The sequence below is a fragment of the Sulfuricurvum sp. genome, from assembly GCF_028710345.1.
In the GTDB taxonomy this organism is placed as follows: domain Bacteria; phylum Campylobacterota; class Campylobacteria; order Campylobacterales; family Sulfurimonadaceae; genus Sulfuricurvum.
Window position 1 is genome coordinate 198,347 of record NZ_JAQTUH010000003.1, and the last position, 16,085, is coordinate 214,431.

The 16,085-nt window shown below is 42.1% G+C and carries 16 protein-coding genes; all 16 read right to left on the reverse strand.

Translation table 11 applies throughout. The annotated features are described in order from the left end of the window. Positions 1–41 precede the first annotated feature (41 nt). The 16 genes from PHC76_RS05635 to PHC76_RS05710 all read right to left on the reverse strand — a co-directional run bounded on the left by PHC76_RS05635 (position 42) and on the right by PHC76_RS05710 (position 16,085). The gene (locus PHC76_RS05635) at positions 42–2,030 is read right to left on the reverse strand and encodes a diguanylate cyclase (RefSeq protein WP_299973845.1); all 1,989 of its coding nucleotides are present in this window, start codon (positions 2,028–2,030) and stop codon (positions 42–44) included. 64 nt (positions 2,031–2,094) lie between these two features. Then, entirely contained in the window at positions 2,095–3,003 is a 909-nt protein-coding gene (locus PHC76_RS05640) for a DUF302 domain-containing protein (RefSeq protein WP_299973848.1), read from the reverse strand. 8 nt (positions 3,004–3,011) lie between these two features. After that, positions 3,012–3,446 (reverse strand): DsrE family protein, encoded by a 435-nt coding sequence (locus PHC76_RS05645; protein ID WP_299973851.1) that lies wholly within the window; start codon positions 3,444–3,446, stop codon positions 3,012–3,014. Then, positions 3,446–4,357: an MBL fold metallo-hydrolase gene (locus PHC76_RS05650; protein WP_299973854.1), complete on the reverse strand. Its 912-nt coding sequence runs from the start codon at positions 4,355–4,357 to the stop codon at positions 3,446–3,448. Before PHC76_RS05650 ends, PHC76_RS05645 begins: the two co-directional genes overlap by 1 nt. A gap of 10 nt (positions 4,358–4,367) precedes the next feature. Then, a complete protein-coding gene (locus PHC76_RS05655; protein WP_299973856.1) occupies positions 4,368–5,882 on the reverse strand; it encodes an OprD family outer membrane porin in 1,515 nt (504 codons plus the stop codon). 41 nt (positions 5,883–5,923) lie between these two features. Beyond that, entirely contained in the window at positions 5,924–7,690 is a 1,767-nt protein-coding gene (gene soxB, locus PHC76_RS05660) for a thiosulfohydrolase SoxB (RefSeq protein WP_299973861.1), read from the reverse strand. Positions 7,691–7,700: 10 nt separating this feature from the next. Further along, on the reverse strand, positions 7,701–8,474 hold the full coding sequence (gene soxA / locus PHC76_RS05665; protein WP_300209849.1) for a sulfur oxidation c-type cytochrome SoxA: 774 nt from the start codon (positions 8,472–8,474) through the stop codon (positions 7,701–7,703). A gap of 3 nt (positions 8,475–8,477) precedes the next feature. Beyond that, positions 8,478–8,813 carry a thiosulfate oxidation carrier complex protein SoxZ gene (soxZ, locus tag PHC76_RS05670; RefSeq protein ID WP_299973511.1) on the reverse strand — a complete coding sequence of 112 codons (336 nt, stop codon included), beginning with the start codon at positions 8,811–8,813 and terminating at the stop codon, positions 8,478–8,480. A gap of 47 nt (positions 8,814–8,860) precedes the next feature. Further along, on the reverse strand, positions 8,861–9,331 hold the full coding sequence (gene soxY / locus PHC76_RS05675) for a thiosulfate oxidation carrier protein SoxY (RefSeq protein ID WP_299973508.1): 471 nt from the start codon (positions 9,329–9,331) through the stop codon (positions 8,861–8,863). A gap of 15 nt (positions 9,332–9,346) precedes the next feature. Beyond that, positions 9,347–9,868 (reverse strand): sulfur oxidation c-type cytochrome SoxX, encoded by a 522-nt coding sequence (soxX, locus tag PHC76_RS05680; protein WP_299973505.1) that lies wholly within the window; start codon positions 9,866–9,868, stop codon positions 9,347–9,349. Positions 9,869–9,943: 75 nt separating this feature from the next. Beyond that, the gene (locus tag PHC76_RS05685) at positions 9,944–11,110 is read right to left on the reverse strand and encodes a HAMP domain-containing sensor histidine kinase (protein ID WP_299973503.1); all 1,167 of its coding nucleotides are present in this window, start codon (positions 11,108–11,110) and stop codon (positions 9,944–9,946) included. Beyond that, positions 11,100–11,753 carry a response regulator transcription factor gene (locus tag PHC76_RS05690; RefSeq protein ID WP_299973500.1) on the reverse strand — a complete coding sequence of 218 codons (654 nt, stop codon included), beginning with the start codon at positions 11,751–11,753 and terminating at the stop codon, positions 11,100–11,102. Before PHC76_RS05690 ends, PHC76_RS05685 begins: the two co-directional genes overlap by 11 nt. Next, positions 11,750–12,877, reverse strand: a complete 1,128-nt coding sequence (locus tag PHC76_RS05695) for a cache domain-containing protein (RefSeq protein WP_299973517.1) — start codon at positions 12,875–12,877, stop codon at positions 11,750–11,752. The genes PHC76_RS05690 and PHC76_RS05695 overlap by 4 nt, the downstream gene beginning before the upstream one ends. Next, positions 12,877–13,944, reverse strand: coding sequence for a flagellar biosynthesis protein FlhB (gene flhB, locus PHC76_RS05700; protein ID WP_299973497.1), 1,068 nt, complete (start codon positions 13,942–13,944; stop codon positions 12,877–12,879). Before flhB ends, PHC76_RS05695 begins: the two co-directional genes overlap by 1 nt. Positions 13,945–13,947: 3 nt before the next feature. After that, on the reverse strand, positions 13,948–14,763 hold the full coding sequence (gene nadC / locus PHC76_RS05705; RefSeq protein ID WP_299973494.1) for a carboxylating nicotinate-nucleotide diphosphorylase: 816 nt from the start codon (positions 14,761–14,763) through the stop codon (positions 13,948–13,950). 107 nt (positions 14,764–14,870) lie between these two features. After that, a complete protein-coding gene (locus PHC76_RS05710; RefSeq protein ID WP_300209851.1) occupies positions 14,871–16,085 on the reverse strand; it encodes a polynucleotide adenylyltransferase in 1,215 nt (404 codons plus the stop codon).

A 16,085-nucleotide genomic window follows, 5' to 3' on the forward strand; every position in this document is an offset into this window, starting at 1 on the left:
ATACTCTAAAAATAGCCTATCCAGAGGCTGAAATACTAAAATTATAACACTTCTTTTCCCATTTTTTCTTGATCGAAGTACGTTACCTGATTCCGCCCATTTTGTTTTGAACGGTACATTGCCATATCTGCATAACGGATAAGCATATCAACATCTTCACCATCATCAGGATAGAATGCCGCACCGATACTTGCGCCTATAGTAATAGTGATATTATTCACAACAAATGGCTCTTTGAGTGATTTTAATATTCGTTCCAAAAATGGGTGAACATCCCCTTTATTATAAGCATCACTTAATAATATAACAAATTCATCCCCTCCTACACGGGCAACTGCATCACTTTGTCGCAATTGCTCTTTTAGTCTAAGTGCCACTTTTTTTAAAACGTAATCTCCCATTTCGTGTCCGTAGGTATCATTGACCGGTTTAAAACCATCTAAATCCAAAAAGACTACCACAGCTTTTGACCCTTGACGTTTTGCAGTACCGAGCATTTGTTGCGCTAATGTCATATATAAATGACGATTTGGGAGGTTAGTTAGCGGATCATAATTTGCCATGTGGTGCAACAAATCTTCTTGTTTTTTTTGTTCCGTTATATCGCTGAAAATTCCGATATAATTTTCAATCGCCCCTTGAGGGTTACGGATAGTGTCAATACGTAAATATTCAGCATACTCTTCACCACTTTTTTTCTTATTCCAAATCTCACCACGCCATGATTTTCCCTGATTAAGGGCTTCATCCATTTGAAGATAAAAGAACTGCTCATGCCTCCCAGAACGGAGAATTTTAGGCGTTTTTCCTAACACCTCTTCGCTACTGTAGCCAGTTAAAAAGGAAAAAGATTCATTAACATCTATAATCACTTTATGCGCATCGGTAATAACAATCCCCTCACCTGAGTTATGAAAAACATTAGCTGCCCGTTTAAGATATTTTTCACCCTCTTTCCGAATACGAATTTGTTCTTCCAACTCATCCGATTCACGTTTGAGTTTTCGCGTCATATTACCCATTTTGAATACAAAAAAAGTTAGAAGGAGGACGGTCAAACTCATACTAAGAATAATCATAAAAGCATATTTTTGGATAATGTCATTTAAAGTAAAATTAGGAGCTTCATCAAAAGGGGGGACCCGTAAGTTTTGCATCATCATCCGAATTCCTTCGTATGACAATGGGATACTCCACCCATAATACCCCGCTGTTTTGGTTATCTCAGAGCCATAGGGCAAGTTTAAGAGTGCGACGGCAACTTTATTTGCCAAATAACGATCCGTTTTTTTAGATGAAGCGAATGGCCATTCGGGGTACAGAACTGTTGAAAGAGCTTGCGGAAAATTTCCCATTGGGTGGATAATTTTGAAATCGTTTCGATCTATTTTCCCCTGTTTGACCATTTTTTCCAACACACCAGTACGGATAAATCCCACATCGGCTGAACCGTTTTTGACAAGATTCACAACTTTATCATGGGGCATATCGGTAAATTGAATATCCGAATTTTTTGAGATATAGATACCGTTCTCTTGGAGCAATACCCTTTGAGCCAAATAGCCTCCCAATGAAAATTTATCAACGGCAGCAATATGCTTATCACGCAAATCGTTTAGGGTTTGAATATCGTGACGATTAGAACGGGCAATAATCACCCCACCGAACTGAGTCAGCTCTTTTTCACCGACATTAGCTCGAATTAACGTTGCCATACGACTTGCTTCGTATTTAGAGGAGAGAAAAATATAGTGTTCTGGATTGGTAAACATAAAGTCAAGCTCATTTAATGCGGCAGCTTTATTGAATTCCGCGTAGGTCAGTGGACGGATAGAAAAATGGTGTGTGGGTATTTTATTAGATAAATAGATAGCTAAAGGTCCCCATTCTTGAAGTGTTTCGGCTTTAGAACGAAATGCCAAAACACCGATTACTGCCTCTTTCTTCTGAGTGATTAGTGCAGAATCAGCCCATAAAGAAACCGAAAAAAATAGTAAAATAATAGATGTACTTAAAAACTTGATTCTCATTTTATACCTTTAATTAGAATCAAGTATAAAACGAAAAGCTTAATTTATAATTAAGAAGTACTTTTTATTCAACAGTATTTTGTAAAACCGCTTCAAAATCTTTTTGTGCCTGTACTAAAACAGCTTTTGCTTCACTGTCACTCACGCGAGCACTGCTCATCCAGTTATAAACCCCCGGAAAGCCCATCACGATTTCATTAGCATCTTTCTTTTTATATACCATCAATGTACACGGTGCAAAAGCAGCTGCTTCGGGACGTGTTTTGGCTACCGTATAGATAACTTTGAGTTTGCAAATCGAATAGGTATCGTAAAAATCAAACGGGCTCGCTACACTGCTCTCATTGAGGGCAAAGTTATAATCGGTAAAGTTGGACAAAACAAATCCGGCAGGTTTTAATCCCTCTTCAATCATCATCTCTGTACTATCTTTGTCACTTTTCCAACTATCACTACTACTTGCTTTAACATAACGGCTGAGTAATGTACCCTCGGCAGGGAGGGAGGTTTCGCTCATAGTGATTTTCGCATTCGGTAACGCTTTTTTAAGTGTTGAGAGTGCCTCTTTTTCGATTAGACCAAACTCTTTTGCTTTAAATCCTGCTATTTTTGCCATAGCTTCGGCAGTGAGAATAGAGACATGGAGATTTTTATCTCCGTTACGTTGATAAATCCCAAATCCCATCGGAACAAATATTCCGGCATCCGGATGAGATCTAACCAGTGAATCCGCTAATTTTTTATGATACGCGGTCAAAAGGTTAAACTGAGCAAAATCGCTTTGACCGAACTGTTTTGTAAACGGACCGTTCATTTCGCTGTCTGCCGCGATTACAAAACCGTTAGCCTCTAACGCTTTTTCAATCACCGACGCGTTAAGCTTACCATCCGCATTTGGGACACTAATGAGATGCAAATCTCCGCCAAAAAGGGAGAGAACTCCCACCAGTAGTATTAGAACAATTTTTTTCATGTTGACTCCTATGGTTGAATGTAAAATGCGCCTTCAGTGGCACGTTCGATCACTTCGGCAATCCCCGCACTGACAATTTCGACATCATCATCGAGCTGATCGGGAGAAATCTTTTTGGTCTCCATCGTATTGCCGCATGCTACGAATTCGACACCGTACTGTTGCAACGCACGTACCCGCACCGCAATCTCTTTTTCGCTTTTAAGGAGCGTACGGATTCCGTGGTAATAAGCGACGATCCGTAAATGAACCTTTTCAGGTCCGTAAAATTTGAGAACATTATTCGCGGTACTCAGCCCGTGATGGATCGCTTCATCATCCCCGTGACTGATCCCCATCACCACTTCGCGCGGTTTTTCCATCGTCGGAATGGGATTGGCAAGGCGAATATCCCCGAAAGCAAGTGTTGAGAAGAGTGACGATAAAATTATGAACCGTTTCATTATTGTTGCTCCCATTCTAGTGTACGATAAGAGGTTTCAACATTTTGGCGATGCGTCCCCTCATACAGCTTATACTTTTTATACGTATCCATACTCACCTTTTTAACCGTCTCATCGATCCCTAGCCCATCGGCAATCGCTGCGCGTATTTCCGCTCTCATCTGCATAAAATACTCTCTCGTCATCTGCGCGGCATTCTTATCGGTTCTGTATCCGTGCCCACCGACAACATGTTCGGCTCCCAGTTTATCCAAATCATCCAAAGTAGAGAGCCAACCGTTGATGTCACCTCCCCGAACGGAGGGGAGGCGATCGTTAAACACCAAATCGGCAGCGATTAGTACTTTTGATTTTGGCACATAAACGACCATATCTTTCAGTGTATGGGCTTTTTGTTTTGCAAAGATGAGATGCAACGTTTGATTTCCAATGCTCAGATTGGTATCGGTAGAAATAAAATCTGTTGGCATCGTCGGAACGCTCTGTGCGTATGCATTAGGAGAGATATAGGTTTGCATTCGGGCAGGGGTGCTCATATCGGCACTCACTTTGAAATCATCCGAACCCAAAACTCTAACTCCCATTTGCGTATAAAAATTATTACCAAGCCAATGATCATCATGGATATGGGTATTGATCACAAGTTTTACTGGTAGAGGTTTAATACGTTGCATCGCTTTGTACGCCGATGCGGCATAGGCGTATGAGGGGCCGGTATCGACTACCACATATCCATCGCCTGCATCGATATAACAGTTGTTGGTGATGTTGCCGTTGTTGGTTGTATTCATCACCTCCGGTAGACCTATAAAACAGGTCACATCCGAGGTAATACGTACCGGTTTGAGTGCGTAATCATACGCACTCAAACTTGTGACGATAAAGAATAGTGTTCCCAATAATCGGCGCATCATTTAGCCTTTAGAAAAGGTAGTTAATTTCAAAACGGTATTCATTATATGAAGCATAATCTGTTGTAACAGGCGTAGCTGTTGTTGTTACAGGATCAGCATTCACCGTTGCAAAACGGAATTTAAACTCTGTATTCGGTATAGCTTTAAATGTTTGCCATGCATCTACGTGGAAAATAGTACGATCTGAAAATACACTAGAACCCGCTAACATTTTAGCATCATCGAAGTTCATGTTTTCATAATCCGCTGCGACAAGCAATCCCGGTACAAGACCCGCTTTTCCAAAATCATATACCGCTTTTACAGCCCAGTTTTTAGTATTAGCTACCCAATCGACTTGTGCCATTGAACGGGTATAACCACCTGTCGGGAAACCACGCCATGGAGCTATAATATCCGCTTTATCGGCAACTTTAGAATATCCGGCAGATAGTTCCAATGGACCACTTGCCGCTACTAAACGTCCCATAATAATACTACCGTCAACACTTGTCGGGTTACTGTATCCTTTTGCTGAAGCAGCGGTAACGTTTCCATTCAATGCTGCTCCCCCTATTTTACCTGCACCGTCATCCATTTGTTTCAAATAGCGAACACCTGGAGTTAATGTCCATGAATCGCCTAATTTGATTTGATAGTTTGCTTCCGCGATAGCGGTACTAAAAAACCCACTTATACCTACATATTCACCATCAAGCTTTAGATTTGACACCGATTTATTCGAAGCAGTAACCAAAATCATTTCAGGATTGACATCTTCACCAGCTGCATTAATTTTTGCAACACTCAACCCTTTGTGTGCTCCCGAATCATCATTTTCATTTACTTTAGATGTCGAGTCGTATGCCAAAATACTGTGAAATGATTGGTGATCTCGAAGTTTTTGAGACATTACATAACCTGCGCGTAACGTCGTATCTTTGATGTCTTTATTTTCAACTAGTGCTGCTGTAAATGTATTAGGGATCATTTTAGTGTCATTGGTCGCCAACATAATGCTGTCGATACCTTGACGCCCCACTTTTGCATCAGTTTTTCCAATCTTGTATTCCAAATAACCTTCCGCAAGATTAGCCATTCCCCCCTCAGTACCATCAGCACGGGTATGGTAAGTATCTTTACCCATTTTACCAAAGTTTGCAGTATTTCCAGGAACAGTATTTTCATCGTGCATTGGAACAGTTCCATAGAACCCTGCTGTCGCACCGAAACCGTACAAGAATCCTGTTTTATAGATTAAACTTCCCCCAAGCCCCCACATATTATTATCACGTGTTTTGGCTGTAGCATTAGTCGCGCCTTGTTCATTGTCCCATACATTCCAGAACATATTAGAACGTAAACGCCCATAGAGTTCACCTTCTGTAAACATTTCAGTCACTGAGTTTACAGCACCCGGTGCTTTTATGTACTCTACTTGATAGTTACCTTTAAGGTTACGATCTTCTGTTTTAAGGGCATACGCCGACGTTGCTAACAAACATGTAGCGGCTGCTACGATACTGAGATTGACTAATTTCATTTCTAACTCCTTAAGCTTTATTAACTAACAAGAGGTGGGGACTAGCACCCTCTTGAACCTTTTTTCGGACATCCGCAGTCATAATCCATAATACGGACATTACTATTGCCGCTGATGTTCACATTTTTCTGACGGCGAATATACGCCGATGTAACATCATATACCGGACGAGTGAGCTGTTCTTTTAGATTGCTACCCGCATTTTGTAAATTTCCACCCCATGAGGAGACTTTGTACACTTTTGAATCACTCAGAGGTTTACCCCCGATCATGATGTTGGTAATACGTTTACCGCTAGGCGCACCAATACGAATCTCATAGGTCACTCCGCCAAGACGGCTCATATCGCCCCCTTGTTGATAGAGAGGATTCGCATTAAAGACATTATCAGCAATATCTTCCAACAATGTACGAATATGCAATCCGGTTAACTCAAACGTATAAACATTCGGATAGGTTATCGCCGTCATATCATAGACGTGATCCATCGTAATCGAATCACCCTCTAACACCGTCGTTCCCCAACGATACCCAGGAGTAAACGAAATATCCGAATCCATCGCATCGATAATAGAATCATTGATCAATTGATCGAATGTTGAGTGAAACGTATCGCGTTTGAACAACGTATTTTTCGTAATCCCCAACACTTCGGAGAGTTCTGAATCGTACGGTGAGTACAACTCTTTTACCAATTTTTCACCCTCAGGATCAGCCGGAATCAGATTTGATGCCACCGGAATGAGTTTGTACTCGTACCCTTTAACCTTATGGTTTTGGATATCGATATCCAAACGTCCTACGTATTTACCGTGACTTCCGGCAATGATAATCACCGTACCGTTGATAACTGTCGGTTGTGGTGATGGATCATGGGTGTGACCGCTGAGGATGAAATCGATCCCTTTGACTTGACGGGCAACCTCTTGGTCAACACTGAAACCATCATGAGACAACACGACGACACAGTCCACTTTTTCCTCTTTACGGAGTTTATCAACATACGTTTGGAGTGTATCTAAACGTAAACCGAAACTCCACCCCTGCGTAAACTCTTTCGGATTTGCCGTCGAGGTAAACGGAAACGATTGACCGATAATACCGATTTTCGCACCACCCCGTTCCATAATCGTATACGGTTCAAAAATCAACTCTTCAAAATCATCGGCAAACGAATCATCACCAACGATATTTTGAGAAATGAATTTCGCATTGAGCATCTCGATCAGCTCTTTAACCCGTTTTTTACCGTAAGTAAACTCCCAGTGTCCGACCATAACGTCCACACCGAGATAGTTTTGCGCTTTGACGATCGCTTCACCACCCGTTTTGAGGGCAACGCCCGTCCCTTGCCATGTATCCCCAGAATCGAGAAGGAGAACATTGTCAGCACCACGCTCTTTTTTGACATGGTTGATGAGGGTTTTCATGTGTGAAATCCCCCCCATTTTACCAAATTTATGCGCCAATGCATCAAAGTTCATAAAGGTATCAAAATAGGCATCCAAGGTTTTACCTTGCATTCCGTAATGTTTCAAAAATGACTCTCCGCACAAAAATCCCGGTGTTCCCGTCAAATTCGGAGCCGAAATCAACGTCGATGGTTCACGCCAGTAGAGCGGTTTGAGGTGGGCATGCATGTCACAGATATGTAACAATGTCACATTTCCGCGAGCATTGAAGCCGTAAATATCTTTCAATCCCACTTCATCGACACGCTTTGCACTGCTTCCAGCAGTTGCCAATGAAGGCAACCCGATACCTAAAGCTGCTGCGATATGAAAAAAATCTCTTCGTGATAAATCCATTCTCTCCCCCTTAGCGTTTCAAACCGGGGATTTGTATCGCATTGCCTTTGGTTTTGTTCGTGACATACACTTCCAATGCAACGATTTCACGTGATCCGAGTGGAATTTTTGCCAAAAGGGCATTTTCCATACATTGTTGCATACGTTTGTCCAACGTTACCATTTGCCCCTGTGTCATACGATACGCCGGCCATGTTCCCGCAGCAGCTGTTACAGCAGCACCCAAATCAGGAAGAGCCTGCATACGAAGACGTTGTCCGACGATGTCGGCACTGTGACAGTTGTTGCACGAAAGTCCACGACCACCGCGACGCTCTTCAAACACTTGTTGCCCAAGAGCCATCATCTCTTTCATTTGCGGATTCGCTTTGACATCGATATTGGTTTTTTGTCCGTTTGCCAATGATTTGACATACGCGCTCATTTTAACGATTTCAGGACTTTCCAATTTGGAAACCTCTTTACCTTGATCCGCCAACGCCATTTGAAGCGATTGAGACAAAGTAACTACTTTACCAGCCGCTTTAACAACACGAGGGAATCCCGCGATCGTTTTTGGCAAATCTTTCTCTTTAACACCTAACATTTTGGCATAGGCAGATGAGCCGATAAGGGAATTAAACAGTTGTTCACCCTCACTCACTTCCATCTCAGCCGGATTATTTTCGAGAAGCTCCGCATACATTGCTTTATCGGCTTCACTCATGCTGAGTTTATCTTCCGCATTGAGTGAACTCAAAAGTGCCAAACACACCAATGCCGCACTGATTGATAAAGTTCGCATCACTTATCCTTTAGGGGTAATTTGCGTCGTACTCTCTACGCTTTGCCCTTTGTTGTCTTTTGCAACAACTTTGAGCGTTCCGGCACCCGGTACTTTAAAACTGATAGACATCAACGGATTAACCGAAAGTGACTCCCAAATCACCATTTTGGTAATCAATGTATCGTTGAAAGAAAATTTCACCTCATCGATATAATTTGCCGGAATAATCTCTCCCGTATCTTTGTTTTTACGCATACCGGTTTCCATCGGATGCATCGCCATAAAGTCGATTTTTACAATATCGCCCGCTTTATAATCTTTCGGTTTGATTTTAATCAATGTTTTCATCTCTGCCATAATAAATCCTTTGGTTATATTTTTTTAATTGAGATAGTTGATTATTATCAACCACATCCACCGATGGTTACTTTTACGTTTTGTTTTGCAGTGAGGAATGTTCCATCACTCATTTCAGCAATCGCCACAACATCTTGAGTTCCTCCGAGTTTGACACGAGTGCCAAAATACGCTTCACCGTTTGAAGGGCTCAAATAGATATTTGCACAACGGACGTTTCCATTTTTAGAGGCCAATACATGGATTGCTTTGACGTAATCTTTTGCGCTCATCGGGCTATCAACTGTGATTTTTACCGGAACAACTGCACCGTTTTCAGCGATTTCAGGAGCTTCCATTTTTACTTTTGGTGATGGAACCAACGCTTTACCACCGGTAATCGCCGATACAGCTGTCTCATAATTCATCTCATTCGGACCACCCGACTTTTTTTCTTCCGCCGCACTTGCGATTTGTGGCAATGCCATTGCACATGCCGCTGCTGCACCAAAACCTTTTAAAAATGATCTTCTTTCCATAATATTCTCCTTGAATTACTTTTTAACCGCTGCGATATAGGATACTAAATCGCACACTTCGCGTTCACTAAACAAACCGTTTGCCAAATTAACCGTCATATGAGTTTGTGCGTTGTCCACACGTGGATCGGCAATTTTTTGATACATGAACTGAGGATTGCGAGCGCCGCTATCCATAAAAAGTTCTTTGTATTTACTCAAATCGGGTCCGATATTACCGTACCCTTTTGCCCCTTCGATATTATGACAAGCAACACAGTTTCCGAACTGTTTGTCTTTCCCATCCGCTAATTTACGGCTGATACCCTCCGGCGGATTCTCTTTGGCATCTTTTCCATTGAGATTATGAAAAAGGTACTGACCGCGAGCAATGGCCGCTTTGTCATCGCTAACACACCCCTCAGGCATAGTATACATTTTTGCTAGAGGAAGGGCATCTTTTTTCAAAATTGCCGTCGCATCCGGACTCTCAATCACCTGCGATAAATCGGCTGCACTTAAAAAAGTAGCGAGACCGAGCATAATCACTTTTCGCATTGGCTCTCCTTGAATTCTTATTTCGAGGAGTATTGTAGAACAGGAGTGTAAAATTAATGTAAAAAAGAAAAAGTTTTATGCAGAAATATAAATCGGCGGAGTAAACGTATACGAAAAGGTACTCCCCTCGCCGTATACGGAGTCGATTTGAAGCTCAATCCCCGCTTTATCGATAATCGATTTGACGATATTCAACCCGATACCGAACCCCCCCTTATCCTGATTTTCACGATAATAGCGTTCAAAGATTCGATTGACGTCTTCGATCCCGACACCGTCATCTCGGAATCGTAACACACACCCCTCAAGATTGCGTTCCAATATCACTTCGATTTTTCCCTCTTCATTCGAATACTTAATCGCATTGGAGAGGTTATTATCGATAATACGCTGTAACTGCGTCGGATTAAATACAATCTCAATCTTCTCCTCGATACTCGGATCAATCACAATGTTTTTCAACGCCGCCACTTCGTGAAAATAGTCACACCGTTCTCTCAGAAATCGGCTCAAATCGATTGTTTCATATTCAAAAGAGAGGCGCTCGTTTTTGATGAGATAATCCATATCGTTATAAAGAGTCGAGAGGGTTTTGGTCGCCGCTTTAATCCGTTGGAGATATTTATTCACCGGATTAGAGCGGTGATAGAGATCGATATTGACGTTTATAATGGAAAGTGGCGTATTAATCTCATGCATCGAGTCTTTGATAAACTGATCCAACCGTTTATTAAGACGCTGAAACGGTAGAGCAAAGCGATCGAGAAAAAAGAGTGACAACACAAAAAATAAAGCGGCCGTAGCCAACAAAATCATCACCACATCTTGATATATACGAGCATACGAGATTTCTCCGCCGACCACCAGATACGACGCATCAAAATAACGCCCATCAGGAAGTGCAATCACTTGATAGGCATATCCGTTTTGAATATGATATCCCACTTTTTGCTCCTCCAATGGAGCTTTTATCAACGTAAAAATCGGGTTAAAATGGATGTCATACAATCCCGATTGAAAAGAACGAAATCTTGGGTACTCAAAATTTTGCTTCTCTTTAGGATCAAACTCTTCCATTGAACGGATTATGAGATGCGATTGCCGTTTGAGCTTAAATTCGTATTGTATCTCGGTAACATATTTCATATAGGTGACATAGAGATAGGTGGGGACGAGCAGTAATGCTGCAACCAACATCGTATAGATAAACGCATTTTTAAGGGCGTAAAAATTATCGTTCAATGATGTATCCTAACCCGCGTCGATTTTGGATGATCTCAATGGGGAGTTTTTTACGCAGATTATTGATCTGAACACGGATATTAGCAGGATCGACGTATTCGCCCCAAATCTCATCTTGGAACATCTCTACTGATACTACTTGGTTCGTATGTTTAAGTAACACTGTAAAAATCTCTTTTTCAGTTTTAGAGAGAGCAATACTCTCCCCCTCATGAGTCAATGTAAAATGTTCCGTGTCATAGATCAAATTTGAACCAAAATCGATTTTATTTTCCCCATCATGATAAAAACTTTTCAATGCATGCATAATCCGTATCTGTAACTCAGTGAGATCGAACGGTTTGCGGATATAATCACAACACCCCGATTTATACCCCTCTTGCAAATCGGATACATTGACCATCGACGTGAGAAATATAGCGGGAGTTTTATTCCCCTCTTTTCGTAAGGTACGTAATAACTCAAATCCATTCATCCCTGGAACGTTGACATCGAGGAGAAACAAATCAAAATGGGTCTCATAAATGGCATCAAATGCCTTCTCACCGTTTGAAAATCCGATAACTTCCAACCCTAACTCTTCTAAAAATTCAGTGATGCTTACACGGAGCATGTATTCATCTTCGAGCAACAGCACTTTCATCGGATTTCCCCTTTTATCTCTTTGGTCACTTTATAATCCAACAGTATCCCAATCAGTTCTTCTTTAGAATACGCGTTGAGCCGATCATGCGCTTCTTGGAGATATATCTCCCGATCTTCAGAAGCAACCGTATCTTTGAGATAAAGAAGATCTTTATCGTAGATACTTTGAAACTGCCCTTTACCTGACGTTTTTTTTGCCATAACATCATACAGTTCATTACGGGAGAGATGGATTAAAAACGAAATATCCTCTTCATCAGAGTGGGCATAGGTACTGATCTGTTTCGGCGAAAGGGAAAAAATAAACGCCCCTATCGTCTCCCCTTCACCGTTTTTCATCGGCTCATAAAAGAGATATTGCCCTCCGCTGAAAATAACACGGGAGGCTTTTAGTGTTTTAAAATTAACTCCGTTTAAAAGTTTTAAATCGCTTTGGGTATATTTGGGATTTGCTAGAATATACTCTTTCCCGATAGCAGGATTTTCTTGCATAAAAACGGCTGTTTCATAAAACCGTGAGTCCATCAGAACATACATCTTTATCCCTAAACGGTCAAAATACTCTTGCGTCGTTTCAAAAAAAGAGACCACTTCGACAAAACCGAGCATATTTTTCTCTTGATACACCGGAACCGTCGCTTTTACCCCCAGTTTTCGTCCCACTTCGATAGCGGAACGGGGGTTTTTATGGGTTTGAAAATAGAGCAAATCGGGGCGATGATAATCGAGCGGCATCCCTGCATACGAGTTATCCCAGCTACGAGCAAAAATGACATAGTCCGACGTGATAATTTGAGACCGAATCAAGATATCGGTATGAAGTTTAATCGACTCCATCACTTCTGAGAGAATTTTAAACCCTTTATCCTCATCTTCTTGCTCCAATGCATCACTCAGTGCCGTATTTTGCGAAAGGATCAATGCATAACGCAATGCGGTAGAGCGCTCTTTTTCGAGCTGATTGTTCAGGGCTAATGAGAGCTGATCGCTTAAACGCTCCAGTGTTTGAGAGGTGACTTTTTGCTCCAAATAGAGCAACACCCCTCCTAAAATCAACGCAATAAAGAGAAAAAACCCAGCAATCGTCTTTTTATCGGCTAAAAAGCGGTACCAATGATTCATCACACATTTTCCTTTTTCTTTTTACCCATTTTATAAACATACGCCAACACTTCCGCCACTGCAGCAAACATTAACTCAGGAATCGGATGGTCAATCTCCACCTCTTTATAGAGTGAACGTGCGAGTGGAGGATTTTGAACGACATGAACACCGTTTTCACGTGCAATCTTTTTAATCTGTATCGCAATGTTATCAACCCCTTTGGCTACCACCACGGGAGCAAAATGTTTCGTCTCATCGTATTTGATGGCAACCGCATAGTGGGTCGGATTGGTAATAACCACATCGGCAGTGGGAATAGCCGACATCATCCGCTTTCGTGCCGCTTGCATCTGTATTTGACGGATTTTAGCCTTAACGTGCGGATCCCCTTCCATGTTTTTCATCTCATCTTTAATCTCTTGTAACGACATTTTGAGTTTGTCAAAATAGTGTTTTCGGGTCAGAAAGAGATCTATCATCGCAAATAAAAAAAGGACGATTAACATCACCGATGCCAAAACAATCGCCTTCTCTTTAAACCATGCCATCTGATCCCACAGCCCGAACAATGCAACCGTCGGAAGCTCTTTCATGTACGCCCAAAAAAATAAAAATCCGACCCCCATTGCGGCAAACGATTTAAAAGTGATTTTGAGGGCTTCGAGCACTTTTTGCATACTGAGCATATTTTTTAATCCCGCAATCGGATCGAGTTTCGAGAAATTGGGAGAGAGGGGCTTGGTAGTAAAATTAAACCCTATCTGAGCAACCGTCCCCGCAACCCCAGCAACCGCGATGATAATCGTTATCGGTAACACCATAATTAAAAACTCTTTGAATGTCACAAACGCGATATCGACCAAATTGACCTCTTCCAAAGGCTTATTCATCAACGAAAAATAGTATCGAACCAACGCTAAAAGGTGCTCAGAAATAAAAGGGAGAAGCATTAAGAGTGCTAAAATCGCCACAAAAAGGACAATAACCCCCGCCGTATCTTGACTCCGAGGGACATTCCCCTCCTCTCTGGCGTCTTCGAGCTTCTTGGCGGTGGGTTCCTCGGTCTTTTCTTGATCGTCAGCCACTTATTAGTCCATTTTCATAGAAATATCAATCCAATTGGCTTGATGAACCATCGAACCCGTACTAATCGCGTCCACCCCTGTTTGTGCGTAGCTCTCAATCGTCTCTAATGTTATGTTTCCACTCGCTTCAAGCAACACACCGCTGTGGTGTTCCCATTTGTACTCCACCACCTCTCGCAACTGCTCCACACTCATATTGTCGCACATTACGATATCCGCCCCCACTTCCATCGCTTTTTTCGCCATCTCGATGGTTTCAGCCTCTATCTCTATTTTCGACGTAAACGGTATTTTCGCACGCGCCTCTTCCATAAAAAGTTCGAGATTGGTGATTGTTTTGAGATGAGTATCTTTGAGCATCAATGCATCATCCAACCCCATCCGATGGTTCGTCGCTCCACCGATACGGGTAGCGTATTTCTCGAAATTTCGTAACAACGGACGGGTCTTTCGAGTATCGAGGAGTTTTGTCCCATACGGTGCGACGAGATCGACGTATTGAGAGGTCAATGTCGCGATAGAACTCGCATGGAGCAACATATTGAGCAACGTTCTCTCGATACGTAACAATGTATGAGAATCCCCGCTAAGCCCTAAAAGCACCTCCCCTTTGAGAAACCGTTCACCATCACGTTTGTGCCAAAAAATCTCAAACCGCTCCATCTGCGCCAACACGCGCAAGTACTCTTCCCCCGCGAAAACACCATCACTTTTCGCGATAATCTTTGCACTCGCAGGAACTGCTTCGGATACCCGCGCATACAAATCCCCACGCCCCACATCTTCGGCTAACACTTCACGGATAAATTGCTCAATCATGCGATTACCTTTTTAACTATTATCAAAATACTAAATATGACTAATTATTACTCTTATTGTAACATATTGGCGGTTTGTTAGGTGCCAAGGATTGATGATTCATAGCTTTATAGTGACTTCACCAAGATATGTTTATTCATCATTTCGGTTACAACACCAATATTATATTTATGGACATGTTGGGCAATCGTGCTCCCTTTGGGATTCTCTTCTTGCTCACTCATCCAGTTTTTCGGACTATATGAGGCGATACCATCGAAAATCTTTAAAATCATTTCCTTATCGAGCGGCACTTTGGGATTATCCGTGATACGACCCAGATTATCCCCCTCGTTAAAGCAAAGCAACTCCAGCAATAACACTCTATCTTTTTTAAATTGCTCAAAAAACGTCGCTATTTTACTCGCCCGCATCTGCTGAAGTTTCGAAACTTTCCCATGATTATCGATGATAAAGAGCATACGACTCTTGATTTTGACCGGAATCTGAATATCGATTAACGGCTCCACCCGATTTTTATCCTCATGACCTGAACCGTTACCGTATTCGCGGTAGCACTGCGGTTTTGCGATATCATGATAAATCGCACACAGTTTTAAGAGAGGTGACTCATTTCGTAACTCCCGAAGCACCATCATCGCATGGACAAAAAGAGATGATTCGTGGTGATGCTTCGTCCCCTCTTTGAGCGTTGTTAGGTTATAAATAGAGGGGAATACATACCCCAAAACCCCCAGTTCAAACAACGTCTCAAAAAAAAGATGGGAATCTTCCAGCATCAGTACCTTTTCGATCTCCTTCCAAACCCGATCACCTTGTAGGTGTTTTAGCTCCTCTCGCATACGGTACACTAACACTTTCGTAGAGGGGTGGATACTCCATTCATAGCCAAACGTCGCCCGAAATCTCGCCAAACGGAGCACCCGCAGAGGGTCTTCGACAAAAGCATCGGAAGTGTGGCGTAACATCTTTTTTTCTATATCATCTCTCCCATTAAAAGGGTCGATATAGCACCCATTCTCTTCATCATAGGCTATCGCATTGATGCTCAAATCCCGTCGCATCAAATCTTCGTGCAAGGTTACATCGGCAGTATCGGTTTCAAAACCGTTGTACCCCACCCCTATTTTACGCTCAACCCTTGCCAGTGCCAATTCTGAGCCATCCTCTCTGAGAAAAACAGGAAAATCTTTCCCCACTTGTCTGAGATGCGAAAACTCATCCACACCATAACCGACCGCAACATAGTCTTTGTCTTTTATCTCCCGCCCAAGCAAAGCATCACGAACCGCCCCACCGACAAGATAAATTTGTTTTTTCAT